General features: G+C 67.9%; 15 protein-coding genes and 1 pseudogene. 5 read left to right on the forward strand and 11 right to left on the reverse strand.

The features are described from left to right. Nucleotides 1-1,882: ATP-binding protein (locus tag ACEN88_RS08630; RefSeq protein WP_413338772.1), on the forward strand; the 1,882-nt coding region annotated here is incomplete at its 5' end. A 3-nt stretch (nt 1,883-1,885) separates the two neighbouring features. Here the strand turns inward: ACEN88_RS08630 and ACEN88_RS08635 are convergent. Next, on the reverse strand, nt 1,886-2,218 hold the full coding sequence (locus ACEN88_RS08635) for a hypothetical protein (protein WP_413338774.1): 333 nt from the start codon (nt 2,216-2,218) through the stop codon (nt 1,886-1,888). 212 nt (nt 2,219-2,430) lie between these two features. Here ACEN88_RS08635 and ACEN88_RS08640 point away from each other — a divergent pair, with 212 nt between their 5' ends. Both ACEN88_RS08640 and ACEN88_RS08645 read left to right on the forward strand, forming a co-directional pair. Continuing rightward, nucleotides 2,431-2,823 (forward strand): PPC domain-containing DNA-binding protein, encoded by a 393-nt coding sequence (locus tag ACEN88_RS08640; protein ID WP_413338775.1) that lies wholly within the window; start codon nt 2,431-2,433, stop codon nt 2,821-2,823. 72 nt (nt 2,824-2,895) lie between these two features. Then, complete coding sequence (locus tag ACEN88_RS08645) at nt 2,896-4,704, forward strand: ABC transporter ATP-binding protein/permease (RefSeq protein ID WP_413338777.1); 1,809 nt, start codon at nt 2,896-2,898, stop codon at nt 4,702-4,704. Nucleotides 4,705-4,707: 3 nt separating this feature from the next. Here the strand turns inward: ACEN88_RS08645 and ACEN88_RS08650 are convergent, their stop codons facing one another. Further along, the gene (locus tag ACEN88_RS08650) at nt 4,708-6,108 is read right to left on the reverse strand and encodes a PLP-dependent aminotransferase family protein (protein WP_413338779.1); all 1,401 of its coding nucleotides are present in this window, start codon (nt 6,106-6,108) and stop codon (nt 4,708-4,710) included. A gap of 71 nt (nt 6,109-6,179) precedes the next feature. On the opposite strand from ACEN88_RS08650, the gene ACEN88_RS08655 reads away from it, so the two are divergent. Both ACEN88_RS08655 and ACEN88_RS08660 read left to right on the forward strand, forming a co-directional pair. After that, on the forward strand, nt 6,180-6,416 hold the full coding sequence (locus ACEN88_RS08655) for a hypothetical protein (protein ID WP_413338781.1): 237 nt from the start codon (nt 6,180-6,182) through the stop codon (nt 6,414-6,416). Nucleotides 6,417-6,473: 57 nt separating this feature from the next. Beyond that, on the forward strand, nt 6,474-7,586 hold the full coding sequence (locus ACEN88_RS08660; protein ID WP_413338782.1) for a DegT/DnrJ/EryC1/StrS family aminotransferase: 1,113 nt from the start codon (nt 6,474-6,476) through the stop codon (nt 7,584-7,586). Here ACEN88_RS08660 and ACEN88_RS08665 read toward each other — a convergent pair whose 3' ends face one another. The 9 genes and pseudogenes from ACEN88_RS08665 to ACEN88_RS08705 form a co-directional block, all read right to left on the reverse strand. Continuing rightward, the gene (locus tag ACEN88_RS08665; RefSeq protein ID WP_413338784.1) at nt 7,587-9,542 is read right to left on the reverse strand and encodes a GAF domain-containing protein; all 1,956 of its coding nucleotides are present in this window, start codon (nt 9,540-9,542) and stop codon (nt 7,587-7,589) included. 86 nt (nt 9,543-9,628) lie between these two features. Next, the gene (locus ACEN88_RS08670) at nt 9,629-10,120 is read right to left on the reverse strand and encodes a hypothetical protein (RefSeq protein ID WP_056126817.1); all 492 of its coding nucleotides are present in this window, start codon (nt 10,118-10,120) and stop codon (nt 9,629-9,631) included. A gap of 87 nt (nt 10,121-10,207) precedes the next feature. Then, complete coding sequence (locus ACEN88_RS08675; protein WP_413338786.1) at nt 10,208-10,387, reverse strand: hypothetical protein; 180 nt, start codon at nt 10,385-10,387, stop codon at nt 10,208-10,210. A gap of 85 nt (nt 10,388-10,472) precedes the next feature. Beyond that, on the reverse strand, nt 10,473-11,699 hold the full coding sequence (glcF, locus tag ACEN88_RS08680; protein WP_413338788.1) for a glycolate oxidase subunit GlcF: 1,227 nt from the start codon (nt 11,697-11,699) through the stop codon (nt 10,473-10,475). Between the two features lie 26 nt (nt 11,700-11,725). Next, a pseudogene (gene glcE, locus ACEN88_RS08685) lies at nt 11,726-12,577 on the reverse strand (glycolate oxidase subunit GlcE); the annotation flags it as partial. Nucleotides 12,578-12,589: 12 nt separating this feature from the next. Next, a complete protein-coding gene (locus tag ACEN88_RS08690) occupies nt 12,590-14,089 on the reverse strand; it encodes an FAD-linked oxidase C-terminal domain-containing protein (protein WP_413338790.1) in 1,500 nt (499 codons plus the stop codon). Further along, nucleotides 14,086-15,741 carry an L-lactate permease gene (locus ACEN88_RS08695; RefSeq protein WP_413338792.1) on the reverse strand — a complete coding sequence of 552 codons (1,656 nt, stop codon included), beginning with the start codon at nt 15,739-15,741 and terminating at the stop codon, nt 14,086-14,088. Before ACEN88_RS08695 ends, ACEN88_RS08690 begins: the two co-directional genes overlap by 4 nt. Before the next feature lie 26 nt (nt 15,742-15,767). After that, nucleotides 15,768-17,213, reverse strand: a complete 1,446-nt coding sequence (locus ACEN88_RS08700) for a LutB/LldF family L-lactate oxidation iron-sulfur protein (RefSeq protein WP_413338794.1) — start codon at nt 17,211-17,213, stop codon at nt 15,768-15,770. Then, nucleotides 17,210-17,645, reverse strand: a 436-nt coding sequence (locus tag ACEN88_RS08705) for a LutC/YkgG family protein (RefSeq protein WP_413338796.1), incomplete at its 5' end; no start/stop codon positions are given. The genes ACEN88_RS08700 and ACEN88_RS08705, both read right to left, overlap by 4 nt.

Raw genomic sequence — 17,645 nt, forward strand, 5'->3', positions numbered from 1 at the left:
CCGTCCCGGTCGAGCAGCAGGATCGCCGTCTCGCCGCGCGTCGAACCTCGACGCGCTGATGCAACGGGACGGCGCCGACCGCACCCTCGTCTCCGACCTGTTCGTCTCCTCGATCAGCCAGCGCCATGCGGTCGCCATCCAGGTGCCGGTGCACGTGGACGGCACCCTGCGCTACTTCCTCGCCATGAGCATGAACGCCGCCCAGCTGCAGGCGCTGCTGGGTGAACAGCGCTTCCCACCCGACTGGCAGGCCGCCATCGTCGACCGCACCGGCCGGCTGATCGCGCGCTCGATCGACCCGGACCAGTACCGGGGCCGCTCGGTCAGCGAGGTGGCGCTGGCCCAGTTCGCCGCCCACCGCGAAGGCGTGTTCTCGAACAGGAACCTGGCCGGCATTCCCGTGCAGGCCTTCTTCAGCACCGTGCCCTCGTCGAACTGGAAAGTCCTCGTCAGCATTCCGACGGAAGACCTGCGCCGCGTGCCCCTGCATGCGGCGGCCTTCCTGGCGGCCATCATGGCCGTCATGCTCGTGCTGGCATCGGTGGCCGCGCGCTGGTTCGCGCGCCGCGCCGCGATCCCGATCGAATACCTGGGCCGCAGCGCCGCGGACCTGGGCGCCGGCCGCGAAGTGCATTACCGGCCGCAGGGCATCGTCGAGATCGACGCCGTGGCGCAGCGCATGGCCGACGCGAGCCGCCAGATCCTGACCGCGCAGGCCGACCTGGAGCAGCGCGTGGCGGAGGCCGTGGCGGCCAGCGAGCGCGCCCAGAGCGCCCTCGTGCGCGGCCAGAAGCTGGAAGCCCTCGGCCGCCTCACGGGCGGCATCGCGCACGAATTCAACAACCTGCTGCAGACGCTGACGACCGCGCTGCAGCTCGCGTCCCTGACGGCGAACCAGCCCAAGGTGCTGAGCCTGATCGACACATGCAAGCGCACCGTCAGCCGCGCCACCGCGCTGACGACCCGCCTGGGGTCGTTCGGCCGCGTGCAGGATGCGCGTTTGCTGACGGTCGACCCGGGCGAGCAGGTGCGCGGGTCTGTCCAGCTGCTGCGCGGCGTGCTGCGCCAGGGCACGCGCATGGAAGTGCATTGCGAGGACGACCTGTGGCCCGTCACCGTCGACCCCGTACAATTCGACCTGGCCCTGTTGAACCTGGCGATCAATGCGCGCGACGCCATGCCGGACGGCGGCCGGCTCGGCGTCGGCGTGCGCAACTGCTCCCTCGAACCGACCATGGAACGCACGGGCGGCGACTACGTGTGCGTGAGCGTGACGGACACGGGCATCGGCATGCCGCCCGACGTGCAGGCGCGCGCGCTCGACCCGTTCTTCACGACGAAACCGCCGGGCCAGGGCTCCGGCCTCGGGCTGCCCCAGGCCTACGCATTCGCCACGCAGTCGCGCGGCTGGCTGACCCTGGCGAGCACGGTCGGCGCCGGCACCACCATCGAGATCTACCTGCCGCGCTCGCTGCAACCGTTGTCGGCCACGGCGGCGCGCACTGACAGCCAGGCGCCGGGACACGGCAGCGGGCGCGTGCTGTTCGTCGAAGACGATCCGCTCGTGCGCGAAGCGGTCGTGCGCGGCCTGGAAGACTGCGGCTTCGACGTGATGGTGGCGCCGGACGGCGACAAGGCGCTCGCCATGCTCGACGCCGGCCTCGACGCCGACGTCGTGTTTTCCGACATCGTCATGCCCGGCAAGGTCAGCGGCATCGACCTGGCCGGCATCCTGCACGAGCGCCGCCCCGGCCTGCCGGTCGTCCTCGCCACGGGCTACACCGACCAGCGCGCCGTCATCCCGGGCGTGCAGGTCCTCGCCAAACCGTACGAGATCGACCAGCTGGTCGAACTGCTGGCCAACCTCTCCGGCAACCGCTGACCTTTACAGTGTCAGCGTGACCTGCTCGCCGGCCACGGCGACCGTGCATCTGGTCGCGCCCGCCGTACGGCCCGGTGCCGTGCTGCAGTCGGCGCTGACCTGCTTGCCCTGCCAGGTGCCGTCGAACTTGCCGTCGCCGTGCAACAGCGACACGTGGTCGTCGATGACCTTGTCGCCGTTGACGAAGATGCGCACGCCGGAGCAGTCGATCAGCGCGCCCTGGATATCCAGCTTGCCGTCGCGGCTCGTGTAGTGATTTCCGGTTACCGGCGATAGCGCCGCGCAGCCGGACATTGTGACGGCCAGCGCGGCCGCGATCATGAACTTTGTTGACATTTTTGTGTAATCTCCGCTTATCTGCGCGGTTCTCTTCAGGAAACCTTGAAATCATAACCGTATTTACTGAAAGATTAATATTCAAAAATTGCAATAAGCATGCTTTTTTTTGCAATGCAAACTGGATGTTTTTACTCGTATTGCAATTTCCATATGGAAACTATTGGTTGCAGCCAGGCTGGCGTAGAATGGACCGCATCAAGGAGACGATCATGCAGACTCTGCCCCTGAGAATCGGCGCCGGCCAGGACCTGCGCGCCGTGCTCGACGCCCTCGTCGCGCAACACCACGTGGACGCCGCGTTCGTCCTGCAAGGCATCGGCAGCCTGGCGGTCGCCCGGTTGCGCTTCGCGGGCCGGCCGGAATTCACGGAACTGCGCGGCGACCTGGAAATCCTCACGCTGGGCGGGTCGTTGTCGCCGGACGGTCCGCACCTGCACGCGAGCGTGGCCGACGACGGCGGCCGCGTCATCGGCGGCCACCTCGGCCCCGGCTGCATCGTGCGCACGACGGCCGAGGTGCTCGTGGCGCTGCTGCCGCGCCACCGCTTCCGCCGCGAATTCGATCCGGCCACGGGGTTCGACGAGTTGTTCGTGAAGGCCTAATGTCCGTTTCCGCACTGAACGATCCAGTGCGCGGCCGTACTCTGGCGGTAAATACTTCCGCAGAGACCGATCATGACCACGCACATTCCGGACGAAGATCCGACCCAGCCCAAGCCCGCCCCCCTGTCGCTCGCCGCGTGGAAACACTTCGTCAACGTCGCCAGGCCCTACTGGCTGGGCGATGAAAAAAGCAGGGCCTGGACCCTGCTGCTGCTGTTGATCGTGCTGATGCTGGTCGACACCAAGCTCGCGGTCATGCTGAACAACCAGACCGGAGAATTGACGTCGGCGCTGGCCGGCAAGGACGCCGGCCGCTTCTGGACCTCGGTGCGCGCCTGCCTGTTCATCCTCGCGTTCGCCGTGCCGACCTACGCCTTTTACTACTACATGCGCGACGTGTTCGCGAACCAGTGGCGGCGCTGGCTCACCGGCCGCTTCCTCGACGGCTATCTGCAGGACCGCAAATACTACGCGCTGGGCGCCGGTAACGAGATCGACAATCCGGACCAGCGCATCAGCGAGGACATCAACACGTTCACGGGCCGGTCGATCAATTTTCTGCTGATTTTCCTCGGCTCGGCCATGCAACTGGTCGCGTTCAGCACCGTGCTGTGGTCGATCTCGCACCTGCTCGTCGCCGTACTGGTGGCCTATGCGGTGATGGGCAATATCGTCGCCCTGTACTTCTTCGGCAGTCCGCTGATCCAGCTGAATTTCTGGCAGTTGCGGCGCGAGGCCGACTTCCGCTTCAGCCTGATGCGCCTGCGCGAGAATGCCGAGTCGATCGCGTTCTACCGGGGTGAAGCGCAGGAGCGCACGCACATCGACAGCCGCTTCGACAAGGTCATCCGCAACTTTGCGCGGCTGATCAGGAAACAGCGCGCGCTGAATTTCTTCCAGCGCACGTTCAGCCAGCTCACCGTGGTGCTGCCCTACGTGCTGCTGGCCGGCGGCGTGCTGTCGGGCGAGCTGGAAGTGGGCGCCGCGACGCGCGCCGCCGGCGCCTTTACGGCCGTGCTCGGTGCGGTGGGCGTCATCGTCGACAACTTCGAGAGCCTCAGCCGTTTCGTGGCAGGCATCGGCCGCCTGCAAGCCCTGTCCAACCTCGTGCTGCCCGGTGCGCAGCCTGCCGCCGAAGACCGACACCCGCGCATCGCGATGCGGCCCGGCACGCACTTCGCGCTGGAAGCCGTGACCTTGCATCCGCCGCAATCGGACCGCGTCCTCATCAAGGAACTGAGCCTCGTGCTGAAGCCCGGCGACGCTTTGTTGATCACCGGCGCCAGCGGCTGCGGCAAGAGTTCGCTGCTGCGCGCGATCGCGGGGCTGTGGCGCACGGGCAGCGGCACGATCCAGCATCCGCCGCTGGAAGACGTGTTCTTCCTGCCGCAGCAGCCGTATCTGCAGCCCGGCACCCTGCGCAGCCAGCTCATCTATCCCAGCGTGCACCGCGACCTGAGCGACGAGCAGCTGCTCGACATCCTGCAACAGGTGCACCTGCCCGCACTGGCCGACCGCGTGGGCGGCCTCGATGCCGTGCACGACTGGAGCAAGCTGCTGTCGGTCGGCGAGCAGCAGCGTCTCGCCTTCGGCCGCGTGCTGGTGCACGCGCCGCGGATCGTCATCCTGGACGAGGCGACGAGCGCGCTCGACAGCGCCAATGAAACCGCGCTGTACGCGCGCCTGCGCGCCAGCGGCGCGACCCTCGTCAGCATCGCCCACCGCGAAGCCGTGCTGCGTCACCACACGCACGTGCTGAAGCTGGCGGGCGACGGGTCGTGGGAAGTCAGCGAAGCCGGCGGATTCGAGTTCGACCAGCCCGTGGCCGACGCCGGGCCGGCACCGGTGCGGCCAGCGGCCGTCGCGACGTTCGTCGGCTAGACTTCACACCACGGCGGCGCCGACCGGCTCGGGCCGCCGCGCAAGCAGGTGGGACAGCCGCTGCAGACCCGCCTGCAAGCGTCCGCGGTCCTTGATGCTGCCCAGGGAGATCCGGATGGCATTCGCCGACCCGGCGCCGGTTGCGAATGCCTCCGCCGGCGTGACCGCGATGCCCTCGCGCTCGGCCGCACGCGCCAGCTGCGCGGCGGTCCAGTACGCCGGCAACTCGAGCCATACATGCAGGCCGTCTCCGGCCCCGCTGTACCGCCCCGCCAGGATATCGCGGGCCATCCGGTGGCGCAGGCGGGCCTCGTTGCGGACGCCTTCCATCAACCGGTCCGCCGAACCGTCGAGGATCCACTGCGTGGCCAGTGCGGCCGTCAGTGGCGCGACCATCAGCGCAAATGACCTGAGTGCGGCCAGGAACCGTTCGCGTACGTGCGGGTCGCGTACGAGCACGAAGGCGACCCGCAAGCCGGGCGTCAGGCATTTCGACAGGGTCGAGATGTAGACCACCTGGTCCGGGGCAAACGTGGCAACGGGTGGCGGCGGGGCGGCGGCAAGGCGCCAGTACGGATCGTCCTCGACGATGCGGACATCGCAGCGCTGCGCGATCCCGGCGAGCGCCTTGCGCCGGCGTTCCGGCATGGTGACGGCGGTCGGGTTCTGCAAGGTCGGATTGAGGTAGACCAGCCCGGGCTTGTGCCGGCGGCACGCCTCCTCGAGCATCTCGGGCACCATCCCGTGCCGGTCCGCTTCCACCGCGATGACCTGCCGGCCGAACTGGGTGGCCGCGGCCAGCAGGCCGGGATACGTCGTCGGCTCCGCCAGGATGACATCGCCGGGCGCCGTCAGCGCAAGGATCAACGCGGCGATCGCCGCCTGCGCACCCGGACAGACGACGACGTGCCCCGCATCCGGATGGCCGAACATCGGTGCGAGCCATGTGGCGCCGGCCTTGCGGTCGGAGTCGCTGCCCCCGCCCAGGTGGTAATTCATCAGCGCTGTGTTATCGGCCCGCATCAGGACTTGCGACAGACCCTGTTTCAACATGTCGTCGAAGTCCACGCCATCCGGCGGCGGCGGGGTGTTCATGCTCAGGTCGAGGACAGCGGTCAATTCGACTTTCGGCGCCGCGACATACGTGCCGCGGGCGCCGCGGCCCTCCAGCAGGTTGCGGCGCCTCGCTTCGTCGTAGGCGCGCGTGACCGTCGTCAGGTCGACGTCCAGCTGTGCCGCCAGCCGGCGCTGCGGAGGCAGCCGGTCGCCCGGCCTCAGCGAACCGTCCGCCACCGCCGCCTGCAATGCCTCCGCAATCTGCAGGAAACGCGGCCCGCCATGCGCGGCCAGGCGCGGCAACCAGGTGGGCAAATCGTCATCTTGTATGGATTTCAACTGGGACATTTTGTCTCGATGTATGGAGATTGCTTTTGCGTAGTATGTGGGTATTCGACGATGGTTCAAACACAAAAATCATGGAATGGATCCCGGTAGTCTTCGTTGTGTTCAAGTTTCTCGTGTTAGCCACGGGGATGTTCTTCGCCATCAAGTGGCATTACGACCAGGGGAAGAAGGGAAAAGTGCAAGAGCGGCGCGCGGTGCTGCGCGCGAGCGGCAAGGTGGCCGCACTCTTCGTGGTGATACTCGTGGGCCTCGGGCTCGTCACCTTCGCCCTTGCCAGGGTGCTCGGCCTGGACCTGGGCTACCCGTGATGCCGCCCCGCCGCGCAGACTAGAATACCTGTCCGACAACGCACCCGAAGGACGCCCATGACCCTGCTGAACTTTTCCCAACCGGCGCTCGACGACGCCACCCTCGCCGCCGTGACCGACACGATGAAGACCGGCTGGATCGCCAGCGGCCCGCGCGTCCTGGCATTCGAGCGCGCGCTGTCCGGGACCTTTGGCGGCCGTCCCACACGCACGCTGACGTCGGCCACGGGGGCGATGGAACTGGCGCTGCTGGCGTGCGGCATTGGTTCCGGCGACGAGGTGATCACGTCCACGCAAAGCTTTTTCTCGACGATGAACATGATCGTCAAGGTCGGCGCCCGCCCCGTGTTCGTCGACTGCGACCTCGTCACGCGCGCGATCGACCTCGACCAGGTGGCGGCCGCCATCACGCCGCGCACGAAGGCAATCGTGCCCACGCACTTCCCCGGCGCCCTGGGCGACATGGACGCGCTGTACGCGCTGGCCCGGCGCCACGGCCTGCGGGTGATCGAGGACGCGGCCCTCGTGCAGGGCTCGACGTGGAAGGGACAGCCCATCGGCAGCTTCGGCGACATCGCCACGTTCTCCTTCCACCCGAATAAAAACATGACGACGATCGAGGGCGGCGCCATCGTCGTGCCCGACGACGAGACTGCAAAGCGCATCGAGGTGCTGCGCTTCCACGGCATCGAGCGCCTGGCGGACGATACGCGCGACGTCGAGGTCGCGAGCGGCAAGTACAACATGTCGGACGTGTCGGCCGCGATCGGCCTCGCGCAGCTCGCGCAACTGCCCGCCTTCCTGGCGCAGCGCCAGCGGCTGGCCGAGCGTTATTTCGACGTGTTCCCGGACATCGACGGCGCCGTGCTGCCGCCGCGCGGCGTGCCGGGCCAGAGCTGGAACATGTTCTGCGTGCTGCTGCCGTACGAGGCGCTCGGCACGACGCGGCAACGCTTCCGCGCCGCACTGCGCGAACGGGAGATCGCGACGGGCCTGTCGTACGAACCGTCGCACCTGACGACGCTCGGCCGCAGCCTCGGCTGGCGCGAAGGCCAGTTCCCGAACGCGGAACGGATCGGCCGGGAGACCGTCACGATCCCCCTGCACTGCGGGATGAACGAAGCCGACGTGGACCGCGTGTGCGCGGCCATCGCCGACAGCTTGACCTGATCAGGCAGCCTTCAGCCCGGGCCGGGCGGTCTTGCGCGGAAAGCGCAGGTGGTAGCGCAGGCCCTGCCCCGGGCTGCTCTCCACGCGCAGCGAGCCTTGCAGCACGTTCGTCGCGAGGTTGTACAGGATGTGGCCACCGAGACCGCTGCCGCCGCTGCCGCGCTTCGTCGTGAAGAACGGGTCGAACAGCTTGGCGAGCGTCTCCGCATCCATGCCCACGCCGTCGTCGGCGTAGTCGAACACGACGTGGTCGCCGTCGAGCGCCGCGTGGAGCGTGATGTGGCCGGGCTGGTCGCGCTCGAAGCCGTGCATCAGCGAGTTGACGACCATGTTGGTGACGATCTGCGACACCGCGCCCGGAAAACTCTCCAGCAGCAGGTCCTTCGGGCAGTCGACCGCGACTTCCAGCGGCCGGCCCTTCAGCTTCGGCTGCAGCGACAGCAGCACTTCGTTCAGGTACGTGCCGAGATTGAAGGTGCGGATATCGTCCGAAGACTGGTCCACCGCGACCTGCTTGAAACTGCGCACGAGGGCCGCGGCGCGCTGCGTGTTGGTGGTCAGGATGCGCAGGGACTGGTCGACGATGTCGAAGAACGCCTCCAGGCTGTCCTGGGTCATGTCCCCCGCCGCCAGCTCCTCGCGCGTGAGCTTGAGTTCCTGCACGAGGTGGCTCGTGGCCGTCACGCAGATGCCCAGCGGCGTGTTGATCTCGTGCGCGACGCCGGCCACCATCTGGCCCAGCGACGCGAGCTTTTCCTTGCGCACCAGTTCCGTTTGCGCTTCCTGCAACTGGTGCAGCGCCTGTTCGAGCGCGGCGTTCTGCTGTTCCAGGCGCTCCTTGGCCTTGCGGATGGCGCGGTCGGCCTGCATGCGCGCGATCGCCACCGCCACGTGGCTGGAGATGAAGGCCATCAGGTCCAGGTCCGCCTTCGTGTAGACGACGGTCGGGTCATAGCTCTGCACGACCAGCACGCCGTACGCCTTGTCGTTGACGAGCATCGGCGCGCCGATCCAGCTCGCGATGTCCGTGCTCCCCAGCGGGTGCTTCACCTTGCCCGCCGCGTGCAGGCGCGCGAAGCTGCCGGCGTCGTGGAGCTGCGCCTGCTTCGTCTGCAGCACGTACGACACCATGCCCATCCCGAACGGGAAGCGCTGCTGCGGCGGCACGTCGTCCTTTTCGTCGGCAAAGTACGGGATGCTGATCTCGCCCGTGTCCGGATGCGTGAGCGCGATGATGAAGTTCTTCGCCATCATCAGTTCGCCGATGATGGCGTGCAGGCTGGCCGCCAGCACGTCGGTCTCGATGGCGGAGGCCGACAGGTCCGCGATCTGGTACAGCGCATGCTGCACCTGTTCCGCGCGGCGGCGCTCGGCCACCTCGCGCGCCAGCGCGCGCGTGCGCTCCTGCACGGCGCGCTCGAGGCGGTCCATGCTCTGCAGGCCCTGCAGCGCGTTCGACACGTGGTTGGCGATCAGCGCGAACAGCGCCTGGTCTTCCTCGCTGTACGTGTACTCGGGCAGGTAGCTCTGGATGACGATGGCGCCCACGGCCTCGTGCTGCTGGTCGAGCAGCGGGCAGCCCATCCAGTGCTCGGCGATGCTGCCCGTGCCCCAGACGCCGCCATTCTCGCGCGCCCGCATTTCCTCGCCCGTCACCACGAGGGGTTGCTTGTTGAGCATGACCCACGCCGTCGGCGATTCGTCGGGCGACGCCAGCGTCACACGCTCGTCGGGGCCCGGCCCCGCGTCGCGCGAGTCGACGAAATAGACGAACCGGACCGTGTCGTCTTCCCGCTCGGCCAACGTGACGTAGAAGTTCTCCGCATACATGATGCGGCCCAGCGCGCGGTGCACGGCGCCGATGAACTCGGTGACGTCGGTACAGCTGGCGGACAGGTGCCCGATGCCCAGCAGCATGGCCTGGACCGTTTCCAGGCGGGCGAGACGGTCTTCCATCGATTCCCCTTGTCGAACAAAAAGTTACGCTCGGGAAATCTTATCAGTTCAGGCCGTCTCTGCGGGGGTTGTGTCGCGAAAATGCCTTACCGGGGCGCGCGAAACTCGTTCTCGACCCAGGTGGATGCGGAAGACGGCGACAACTTGAAATCGGGACGCACGCGCACCTGCGCCACGCGCTCGCCCATCTCGTCGAACGCGCTCAGCAGCGCATACGGATTGTCCTCGTCCGGGACGATGTCCAGCGTCACCTTCAGCTCGCCGTCGGCGGTCGAGACGACGGTGCTCTTGTGCAATTGCGCGTGCAGCTGCTGCTCGTGGCGGCGGATGACTTCGGACGCCGTCTTGACGAGCGTGTGGAAAGCCGGCGTATCGAGCGGCTTCGGGTTTTTCTTGTCGCGGCCCATGGTCCAGGGGCCGACGAGGGCCGGCTCGGATTCGCCGTCCTTGTACATGGCCACGGCCCAGCCGTCGTCGTCTTCGTTCTTGATGACGCGTGCGGTCCAGCCGTTGCCCTGCCACAGACGGGGCTCCTGCACGGGAGCATCATCGTCGTGGTCTGGGATGTCGTCGTTCATTCTTGCTTTCTCGGTCGTGCGGGCATGCGCCCAGAAGCAAGATCATAGGCGTTCGCGGCGCACTGGACAAGCGCCGCTTCCGTACCGCTAGATGATGCGCAGGTCGGGGCCGCGGGGCGGCACGATGGGTGGGCCGGGCGGCGTGCTGCGCGGGTCGATCGCCGGCGAGGGGATCTGGCTCTTGAACGGATTGATGATGATCGGTGGAATCGCCGGCGGTGCCGATGGCGGATTCTTGTGGCCGGCGGCGTACTGGATACACTGCATGGAAAGCCTCCTGCAAACAGAGCAGGCTGTCAGTATAGACCTCGAGTCCAGCATTGCAAGGCTTGATTTCCGGCCACTTTTTGCCTTACTGCAGCGCGCGGTCGAGCAGTTCGACCCAGTGCTCCACCGGCACGTCCGTCCCCGACTGCAGGTGCGTGATGCAGCCGATGTTGGCGGACACGATGCGCTCCGGCGCCGTCGCTTCCAGCCGCGCCAGCTTGTCGTCGCGCAGCCGCAGCGACACCTCCTTGTGCAGCACCGAATACGTGCCGGCCGAGCCGCAGCACAGGTGGCTGTCCGCGCACAGCCGCACGTCGACGCCCGCCGCGCGCAGCAGGTCCTCGACCTTGCCGCGGATTTTCTGGCCATGCTGCAAGGTGCACGGCGGGTGGTACGCGACCCGCTCGCCCTTCTCCCGCGTTCCGAGCTTCGCCCGCAACTTGGCCTCGAACTCGGGCAGCACTTCGCTGACGTCCTTCGCCGCGGCCGAGACGCGCGCCGCCTTGTCGGCATATGCCGGATCGCCGGCCAGCGCATGGCCGTATTCCTTGATCATCGCGCCGCAGCCGGACGCGTTGATCAGGATGGTGTCGATGCCCTGCTCCAGATACGGCCACCACGCGTCGATATTGCGGCGCATGTCGGCGCGGCCGCCATCCGCATCGTTCATGTGCCAGCGGATGGCGCCGCAGCACCCGGCCCGGCTGGCCGCGACGATCTGCACGCCGACGGCATCGAACACGCGTGCCGTCGCCGCGTTGATGTTCGGCGACATCGCCGGCTGCACGCAGCCTTCCAGGAACAGCATCTTGTGCGTGTGCCCGGTGCGCGGCCACACGCCGGCGCTTTGCCGCGCGGGCACCTTGTCCTTCAACGCCTGCGGCAGCAGCGGCCGTACCGCCTGCCCCGCCTTCATGGCCGGCGTGAACAGCCAGCGGCGCGGCAGGGTTTCCTTCAGCAGCGTGCGCAGCATGCGCTGGCGCGCGGGCCGCGCGACCTGCTGCTCGACGACGCGCCGGCCGATGTCGGCCAGCCGTCCGTACTGCACGCCGGACGGACAGGTCGATTCGCAGTTGCGGCACGTGAGGCAGTGGTCCAGGTGCGCCTGGGTTTTATCGGTGGCGGGCCGGCCTTCGAGCACCTGCTTGATCAGGTAGATGCGGCCGCGCGGGCCTTCCAGCTCGTCGCCGGACAGTTGATAGGTCGGGCACGTGGCGGTACAGAAGCCGCAATGCACGCATTTGCGCAGAATCGCGTCGGCCTCGTCGCCGTCGCGCGTGCCCCGGATGAAATCGGCGAGATTGGTTTGCACGGCTAGAAATCCTTGTACATGCGGCCGCGGTGCGCCCCGCCCCATTCGATCAGTTGCGGTCCTTGCAGCGCCAGCGGCGGCGCAACCGTCGGCAGGGACAGGCGCCACATGCTGTCGGCGTCCGCGAAGAACGCGCCGTCATGCTCGCGCAGCGCGCGCCACCAGCCGTCGGCATCGTCCAGCAGTTCGCCACCGATGCGCTTGCGCGCCGCGTCGACGGCCGACCGCGCGCCGGACAGGCGCACCGTCAGCACGTCGTCGTGCCAGCTGGAGGCGGAGACCGGCAACGGCTGGCCGCCCCATTCGTTCAGCCGGCGCAGCGCCTCGTCCTCGTTCATGTGCAGCCGCACCGTGCATTCGGCGACGGGCTGCGGCAGCACCTTCAGCGACACCTCGGCGATCAGGCCGAACACGCCCAGCGATCCGGCCAGCAGGCGCGACACGTCGTAGCCCGCCACGTTCTTCATCACCTTGCCGCCGAAGTGCAGCGTCTCTCCCTTCCCGTCCACCAGCACGGCGCCGAGCACGAAATCGCGCACGGCGCCCGCGGCCTGGCGGCGCGGTCCGGACAAGCCGGCGGCCACGGTGCCGCCGATCGTCGCGCCGGGACCGAAGTGCGGCGGCTCGAACGCGAGCATCTGGCCGTGCTGCGCCAGGTGCGCCTCGATCTCGGCCAGCGGCGTGCCGCAGCGGGCCGTGATCACGAGTTCGGTCGGCTCGTAGTCCGTGATGCCGCGATACGTCGTCGTGTCGAGCACCGTGCCCTGCACGTCCTGCCCGTACCAGTCCTTGCTGCCGCCGCCGCGGATGCACAGCGGAGACCTGGTGGCGGTGGCATGGCCGATCCTGTCGGCGAAGTCTTGTAAGGTCGTATTCATCCTAAAAAGCGATCAGAAGCGCGGCAGGTTGGGAAACGGCATCCGCCCGTGGCGCACGTGCATGCGGCCGTATTCGGCGCAGCGGTGCAGGGTCGGAATCGCCTTGTCGGGATTGAGGATGCCGGCCGGATCGAAGGCGCGCTTGACGGCCAGGAACGCATCCAGCTCGGCGCGCGAGAACTGCACGCACATCGAATTGATCTTCTCGATGCCGACGCCATGTTCTCCCGTGATCGTGCCGCCCACCTCGACGCACAGTTCGAGGATGTCGGCGCCGAACTGCTCCGCGCGGTGGAATTCGCCCGGCACGTTCGCGTCGAACATGATCAGCGGGTGCAGGTTGCCGTCGCCGGCGTGGAACACGTTCGCGCAGCGCAGGCCATACTTCTGTTCCATGGCCTCGATCCGCTGCAGCACGTGGGCGAGGTGCTTGCGCGGGATCGTGCCGTCCATGCAGTAATAGTCCGGCGAGATGCGGCCGACGGCCGGGAACGCGTTCTTGCGGCCGGACCAGAAACGCAGGCGTTCCGCCTCGTCCCGCGACACGGCCAGCGCCGTCGCGCCGCACTCGCTCAGCACCTCGCTCATGCGCGCGATCTCTTCCTCGACTTCCTCGGCGATGCCGTCGGATTCGCACAGCAGCACGGCGGCGGCCCGCGTGTCGTAGCCGGCGTGCACGAATTCCTCCGCGACCTGCGTCGACAGCCGGTCCATCATCTCCAGGCCGGCCGGGATGATGCCCGCCGCGATCACGTTGGCGACCGCGTCGCCGGCCTTCACGATGTCGTCGAACGACGCCATCACGACGCGCGCCACGCGCGGCTTCGGCACCAGTTTCACCGTCACCTCGGTCACGACGCCGAGCATGCCTTCCGACCCGATGGCGACCGCGAGCAGGTCGAGCCCCGGCGCGTCCAGCGCCTCGCTGCCCAGTTCGACGATCTCGCCCTCAGTCGTCACCATCCGCACACGCAGCACGTTGTGCACGGTGAGACCGTATTTCAGGCAGTGCACGCCGCCGGAGTTCTCGGCGACGTTGCCGCCGATCGTGCACGCGATCTGCGACGACGGATCGGGCGCGTAATACAGCCCGTGCGGCGCGGCCGCTTCCGAGATCGCGAGATTGCGCACGCCGGGCTGCACGACGGCCGTGCGGGCGTACGGATCGAGTTTCACGATCCGGTTCAGGCGCGCCGTCGACAGCACGACACCGCCGGCGATCGGCATCGCGCCGCCGGACAGGCCGGTGCCGGCCCCGCGCGGCACGATCGGCAGGTTCAATTGCCGGCACACGGCGATGGCGGCCATGATCTGCGCCTCGTTCTCGGGCAGCAGCACGATCATCGGCATCTGGCGGTAGGCGGCGAGGCCGTCGCATTCGTACGGGCGCGTTTCCTCGGGGTCGGAGCGCACGCAGCGGTCCGGCAGGACGGCCAGAAGCGCGGCCAGCGGCGCGGCCGCAGCCTCGCGCTGGCTGACGGCCCGGGTTTCGGGAGAGACGGGAGCATTCATCGGACCACCATCAACGTGAACGGCCACACGTACGCCTGCAGCGTGACCAGGACACCGACCAGCACGGCCAGTGCGAGAGAATGGAAGAAGACGAAGCGCAGGATGTCGCCTTCGTGGTTGATCCAGCGCGTGGCCGTGGAGGCGACGACGATGGATTGGGCATCGATCATCTTGCCCATGACGCCGCCGGAACTGTTCGCGGCGCCCATCAGGTTCGGCGCGAGGCCCAGCTGCTCCGCCGCCACCTTCTGCATGCCGCCGAACAGCACGTTCGACGCGGTGTCGGAACCCGTCATCGCCACGCCCAGCCAGCCCATGAGGGTGCCGAAGAACGGGTACAGCGCGCCCGTGTTGGCGAAGGCGAGGCCCAGCGTGGTATCGGTGCCGGAGTAGCGCGTGAGCGTGCCCAGGGCCAGCATCAGCACGATGGTCAGCAGCGAGTAGCGCACGAGCCACAGCGTACGGAAGAACGTGCGCACGATGGCACCCAGGCTGTAGTGCATGAACAGCGCGCCGGCGATGGCGGACAGCAGGATGCCGGTGCCCGTCGCCGACAACAGGTTGAACACGTAGATCGCGGATTCCGGCTCGGCGTGCGGCACCACCGGCGGCACGCGCATCACCAGGTTATGCAGGCCGTCCATCGGGAATTTCGGCGCGAACAGCGTGTTGAAATACGCCTTCACCGGCGGCAGGCCCCAGATGAAGACGAACACGGTCAGGATGAGCCACGGCGTCCAGGCGCGCACGATCTCCGCCCGCGAATACTTCTCGACGGTCGCCGCGGGCCGCGCGGTCTCCGCCTCGCGGCCCTTGAGGCTGGCCGACGTCCACACGGTCTTCGGCTGCCACACGCGCAGGAACAGGATCAGCGACGCCATCGACACGAGGGCCGCGATGATGTCCACCAGTTCCGGGCCGATGAAGTTCGACACGAGGAATTGCGGGATCGCGAACGACAGGCCCGTCACGAGGATCGCGGGCCAGATGTCCCACATCGCCTTGCGGCCGGCGAACGCCCAGATCAGCCAGAACGGCACGAGCAGCGAGAAGAACGGCAGCTGGCGGCCGATCATGGCCGTCACTTCCATCAGGTCGTAGCCGTGCACCTTGGCCAGGGTGATCACGGGCGAACCGAGCGCGCCGAAGGCGACCGGCGCCGTGTTCGCGATCAGCGACAGGCCGGACGCGGCTAGCGGCGAGAACCCGAGCCCGATCAGGATGCCGGCCGTGACCGCGACCGGCGTGCCGAAGCCCGCCGCGCCCTCGAAGAACGCGCCGAAGCAGAACGCGATCAGGAGCAGTTGCAGGCGGCGGTCGTTCGTGATGCCGGACAGCGATGCCTGCAGCACCTTGAAGCTGCCGTTCTGTTCGCACAACTGCTGCAGGAAGATGATGTTCAGGACGATCCAGCCGATGGGCAGCAGGCCCGTGAAACCGCCCAGCAGCGCGGCCTTGCCGGCCATCGCGGCCGGCATCGAGTAGGCGAAGACGGCCACGCAGAACGCCGCGGCGAGGCCGAGCGCGGCCGCGATGTGCGCCTTGATGTGGAAGAAGCCGAGCGCGGCGAGCATCACCACCACGGGGATCGCGGCCAGCAGGGTCGATAGGGCCATGCTGCCGAACGGATCATAAACCTGTTGCCATACCATCTACGTCTCCTTGATTGATTGAATTCTTATTGGGGCTGATTCTTGTCGCGCAGCAGGTCGGCCAGGCTGCGCGGTGCGGGCTTGAGGGGGGTTCTGTATTTTGTCCAGCCCAGTTGCTGCGTCGGCGCCAGCACACGCAGCCGTGTGGCCGCCCAGCGGAACATGCGGTACACGCCGGGCCGGCCGAACGCGCCGCGCCAGAAGCGCCAGACGAGGCGCTCGCCGCGGCTGTACCTGGCGCCCTGCCCGCGCAGCGGATGTTCGACCTCGGCGTCGGGATTGCGGTTCGCTTCCGTGCGCAGGCGCACGAGCAGTTGCGGGATCGGGATGCGCACGGGGCAGACGTCGCCGCACGCGCCGCACAGGCTCGACGCCGTGGCCAGATCTGCCGTCGACTCCAGGCCCAGCAGGTGCGGCGACAGGATCGCGCCGATCGGCCCCGGATACGTCGTGCCGTACGCATGGCCGCCGATGCGGCCGTAGACGGGGCAATGGTTCATGCACGCGCCGCAGCGGATGCATTGCAGCGTGGCCCGCAGCTCCTCGTCGGCATAGGCCTGGGTGCGGCCGTTGTCGAGCAGGACGAGGTGCAGTTCGCGCGGGCCGTCCAGCTCACCGGCGCGGCGCGGGCCCGAAATCAAATTGAAATACGTGGTGACGGCCTGCCCCGTCGCGGAGCGCGTCAGCAGGCTCGCGAGCGGCACGATGTGCTCCAGCTTTTCCACGACCTTCTCGATGCCCATGATGGCGATGTGCACGTCCGGCACGGTGGTCGACAGGCGGCCGTTGCCCTCGTTCTCGACGAGCCACAGGGTGCCCGTGTCGGCCGCGGCGAAGTTCACGCCGGACAGGCCGATGTCGGCCTCGACGAACGCATTGCGCAACGTATGGCGTCCGGTCTGGATCAGGCGGTCGACGTCTTCCGTGTACTCCGTGTCCGGAATGTGCTCGGCGAACAGCGCGCCGATGTCGGCGCGGGTCTTGTGAATCGCCGGCATCACGATGTGCGACGGCTTTTCGCCCGCCAGCTGGACGATGTATTCGCCCATGTCGGACTCCAGGCACTTGATGCCGCGCGCTTCGAGGTAGTGATTCAGCTCGATCTCCTCGCTCGCCATCGACTTGCCCTTGACGATGCTCTGCGCGCCGCGCGCGGTGGCGATGCCGTGGATGATCGCATTCGCTTCCTCGGGCGATGCCGCCCAGTGGACCGTCGCGCCGGCCGCCGTCAGCTTCGCTTCCAGCCGTTCCAGCAGCGCGGGCAGTTTTGCAAGCGCGTTCTTGCGCACCGCTTCGCCGAGGTCGCGCAGGCGCTGGAGCTCGTCGTCGTCGCCGAACTGGCTGCGGCGCTTGTCCTGCAGGAAGGTCATCGCGCCCTTGAAACTCTGGCGCAGCTGGGCATCGTCCAGCGCCGCGCGGCTGCGGGCGTGGAAATCCTGGGACGGGACGAACTGCAAGGGGGACGTGGTCATGCGCTCTCCCCGGTGACGATGACGACCCACGTCCAGCGCGGACCGTGCGCGCCGAAGGCCAGGGTCTGCTGGATGTCGGACGTGCGGGATGGCCCCGTCGCGAGCACGAGGTTGGTCGGCATGCCGTCCTGCCAGCGCTCCGCGTGCAGCGCCTGGTGCAGGTCGGCGTGCAGGGTGTGCGCGTGGACGAGCGCGATGTGCAGCGGCGGCACCAGCGACATGGTGCGGGGAGACGCCGCATCCGGCGCCAGCACCAGCGTGCCGGTGGCGGCGATGCCGGAACGGGCGACCGTGAAGCCGGCATCGACGGTGCCGAACAGTTCTCCTTTCCAGTCTTCCAGCGGACGGTCGAAGGCGAGCGCTTCGACGCTCGGCGGCAGCGCGGCACGCAGGGCGCGGCCTTCGGCGCTCGCGCTGTCGACGAGGATGCGG

It is taken from the genome of Massilia sp. CT11-108, from assembly GCF_047302915.1.
Taxonomy (GTDB): domain Bacteria; phylum Pseudomonadota; class Gammaproteobacteria; order Burkholderiales; family Burkholderiaceae_D; genus Telluria; species Telluria orientalis.

Excerpts from the sequence above, each read along its gene's own strand:
- ACEN88_RS08635 (WP_413338774.1), bottom strand. The coding sequence starts at position 2,218 with ATGTCAACAAAGTTCATGATCGCGGCCGCGCTGGCCGTCACAATGTCC.
- ACEN88_RS08640 (WP_413338775.1), top strand. The coding sequence starts at position 2,431 with ATGCAGACTCTGCCCCTGAGAATCGGCGCCGGCCAGGACCTGCGCGCC.
- ACEN88_RS08645 (WP_413338777.1), top strand. The coding sequence starts at position 2,896 with ATGACCACGCACATTCCGGACGAAGATCCGACCCAGCCCAAGCCCGCC.
- ACEN88_RS08650 (WP_413338779.1), bottom strand. The coding sequence starts at position 6,108 with ATGTCCCAGTTGAAATCCATACAAGATGACGATTTGCCCACCTGGTTG.
- ACEN88_RS08655 (WP_413338781.1), top strand. The coding sequence starts at position 6,180 with ATGGAATGGATCCCGGTAGTCTTCGTTGTGTTCAAGTTTCTCGTGTTA.
- ACEN88_RS08660 (WP_413338782.1), top strand. The coding sequence starts at position 6,474 with ATGACCCTGCTGAACTTTTCCCAACCGGCGCTCGACGACGCCACCCTC.
- ACEN88_RS08665 (WP_413338784.1), bottom strand. The coding sequence starts at position 9,542 with ATGGAAGACCGTCTCGCCCGCCTGGAAACGGTCCAGGCCATGCTGCTG.
- ACEN88_RS08670 (WP_056126817.1), bottom strand. The coding sequence starts at position 10,120 with ATGAACGACGACATCCCAGACCACGACGATGATGCTCCCGTGCAGGAG.
- ACEN88_RS08675 (WP_413338786.1), bottom strand. The coding sequence starts at position 10,387 with ATGCAGTGTATCCAGTACGCCGCCGGCCACAAGAATCCGCCATCGGCA.
- ACEN88_RS08690 (WP_413338790.1), bottom strand. The coding sequence starts at position 14,089 with ATGAATGCTCCCGTCTCTCCCGAAACCCGGGCCGTCAGCCAGCGCGAG.
- ACEN88_RS08695 (WP_413338792.1), bottom strand. The coding sequence starts at position 15,741 with ATGGTATGGCAACAGGTTTATGATCCGTTCGGCAGCATGGCCCTATCG.
- ACEN88_RS08700 (WP_413338794.1), bottom strand. The coding sequence starts at position 17,213 with ATGACCACGTCCCCCTTGCAGTTCGTCCCGTCCCAGGATTTCCACGCC.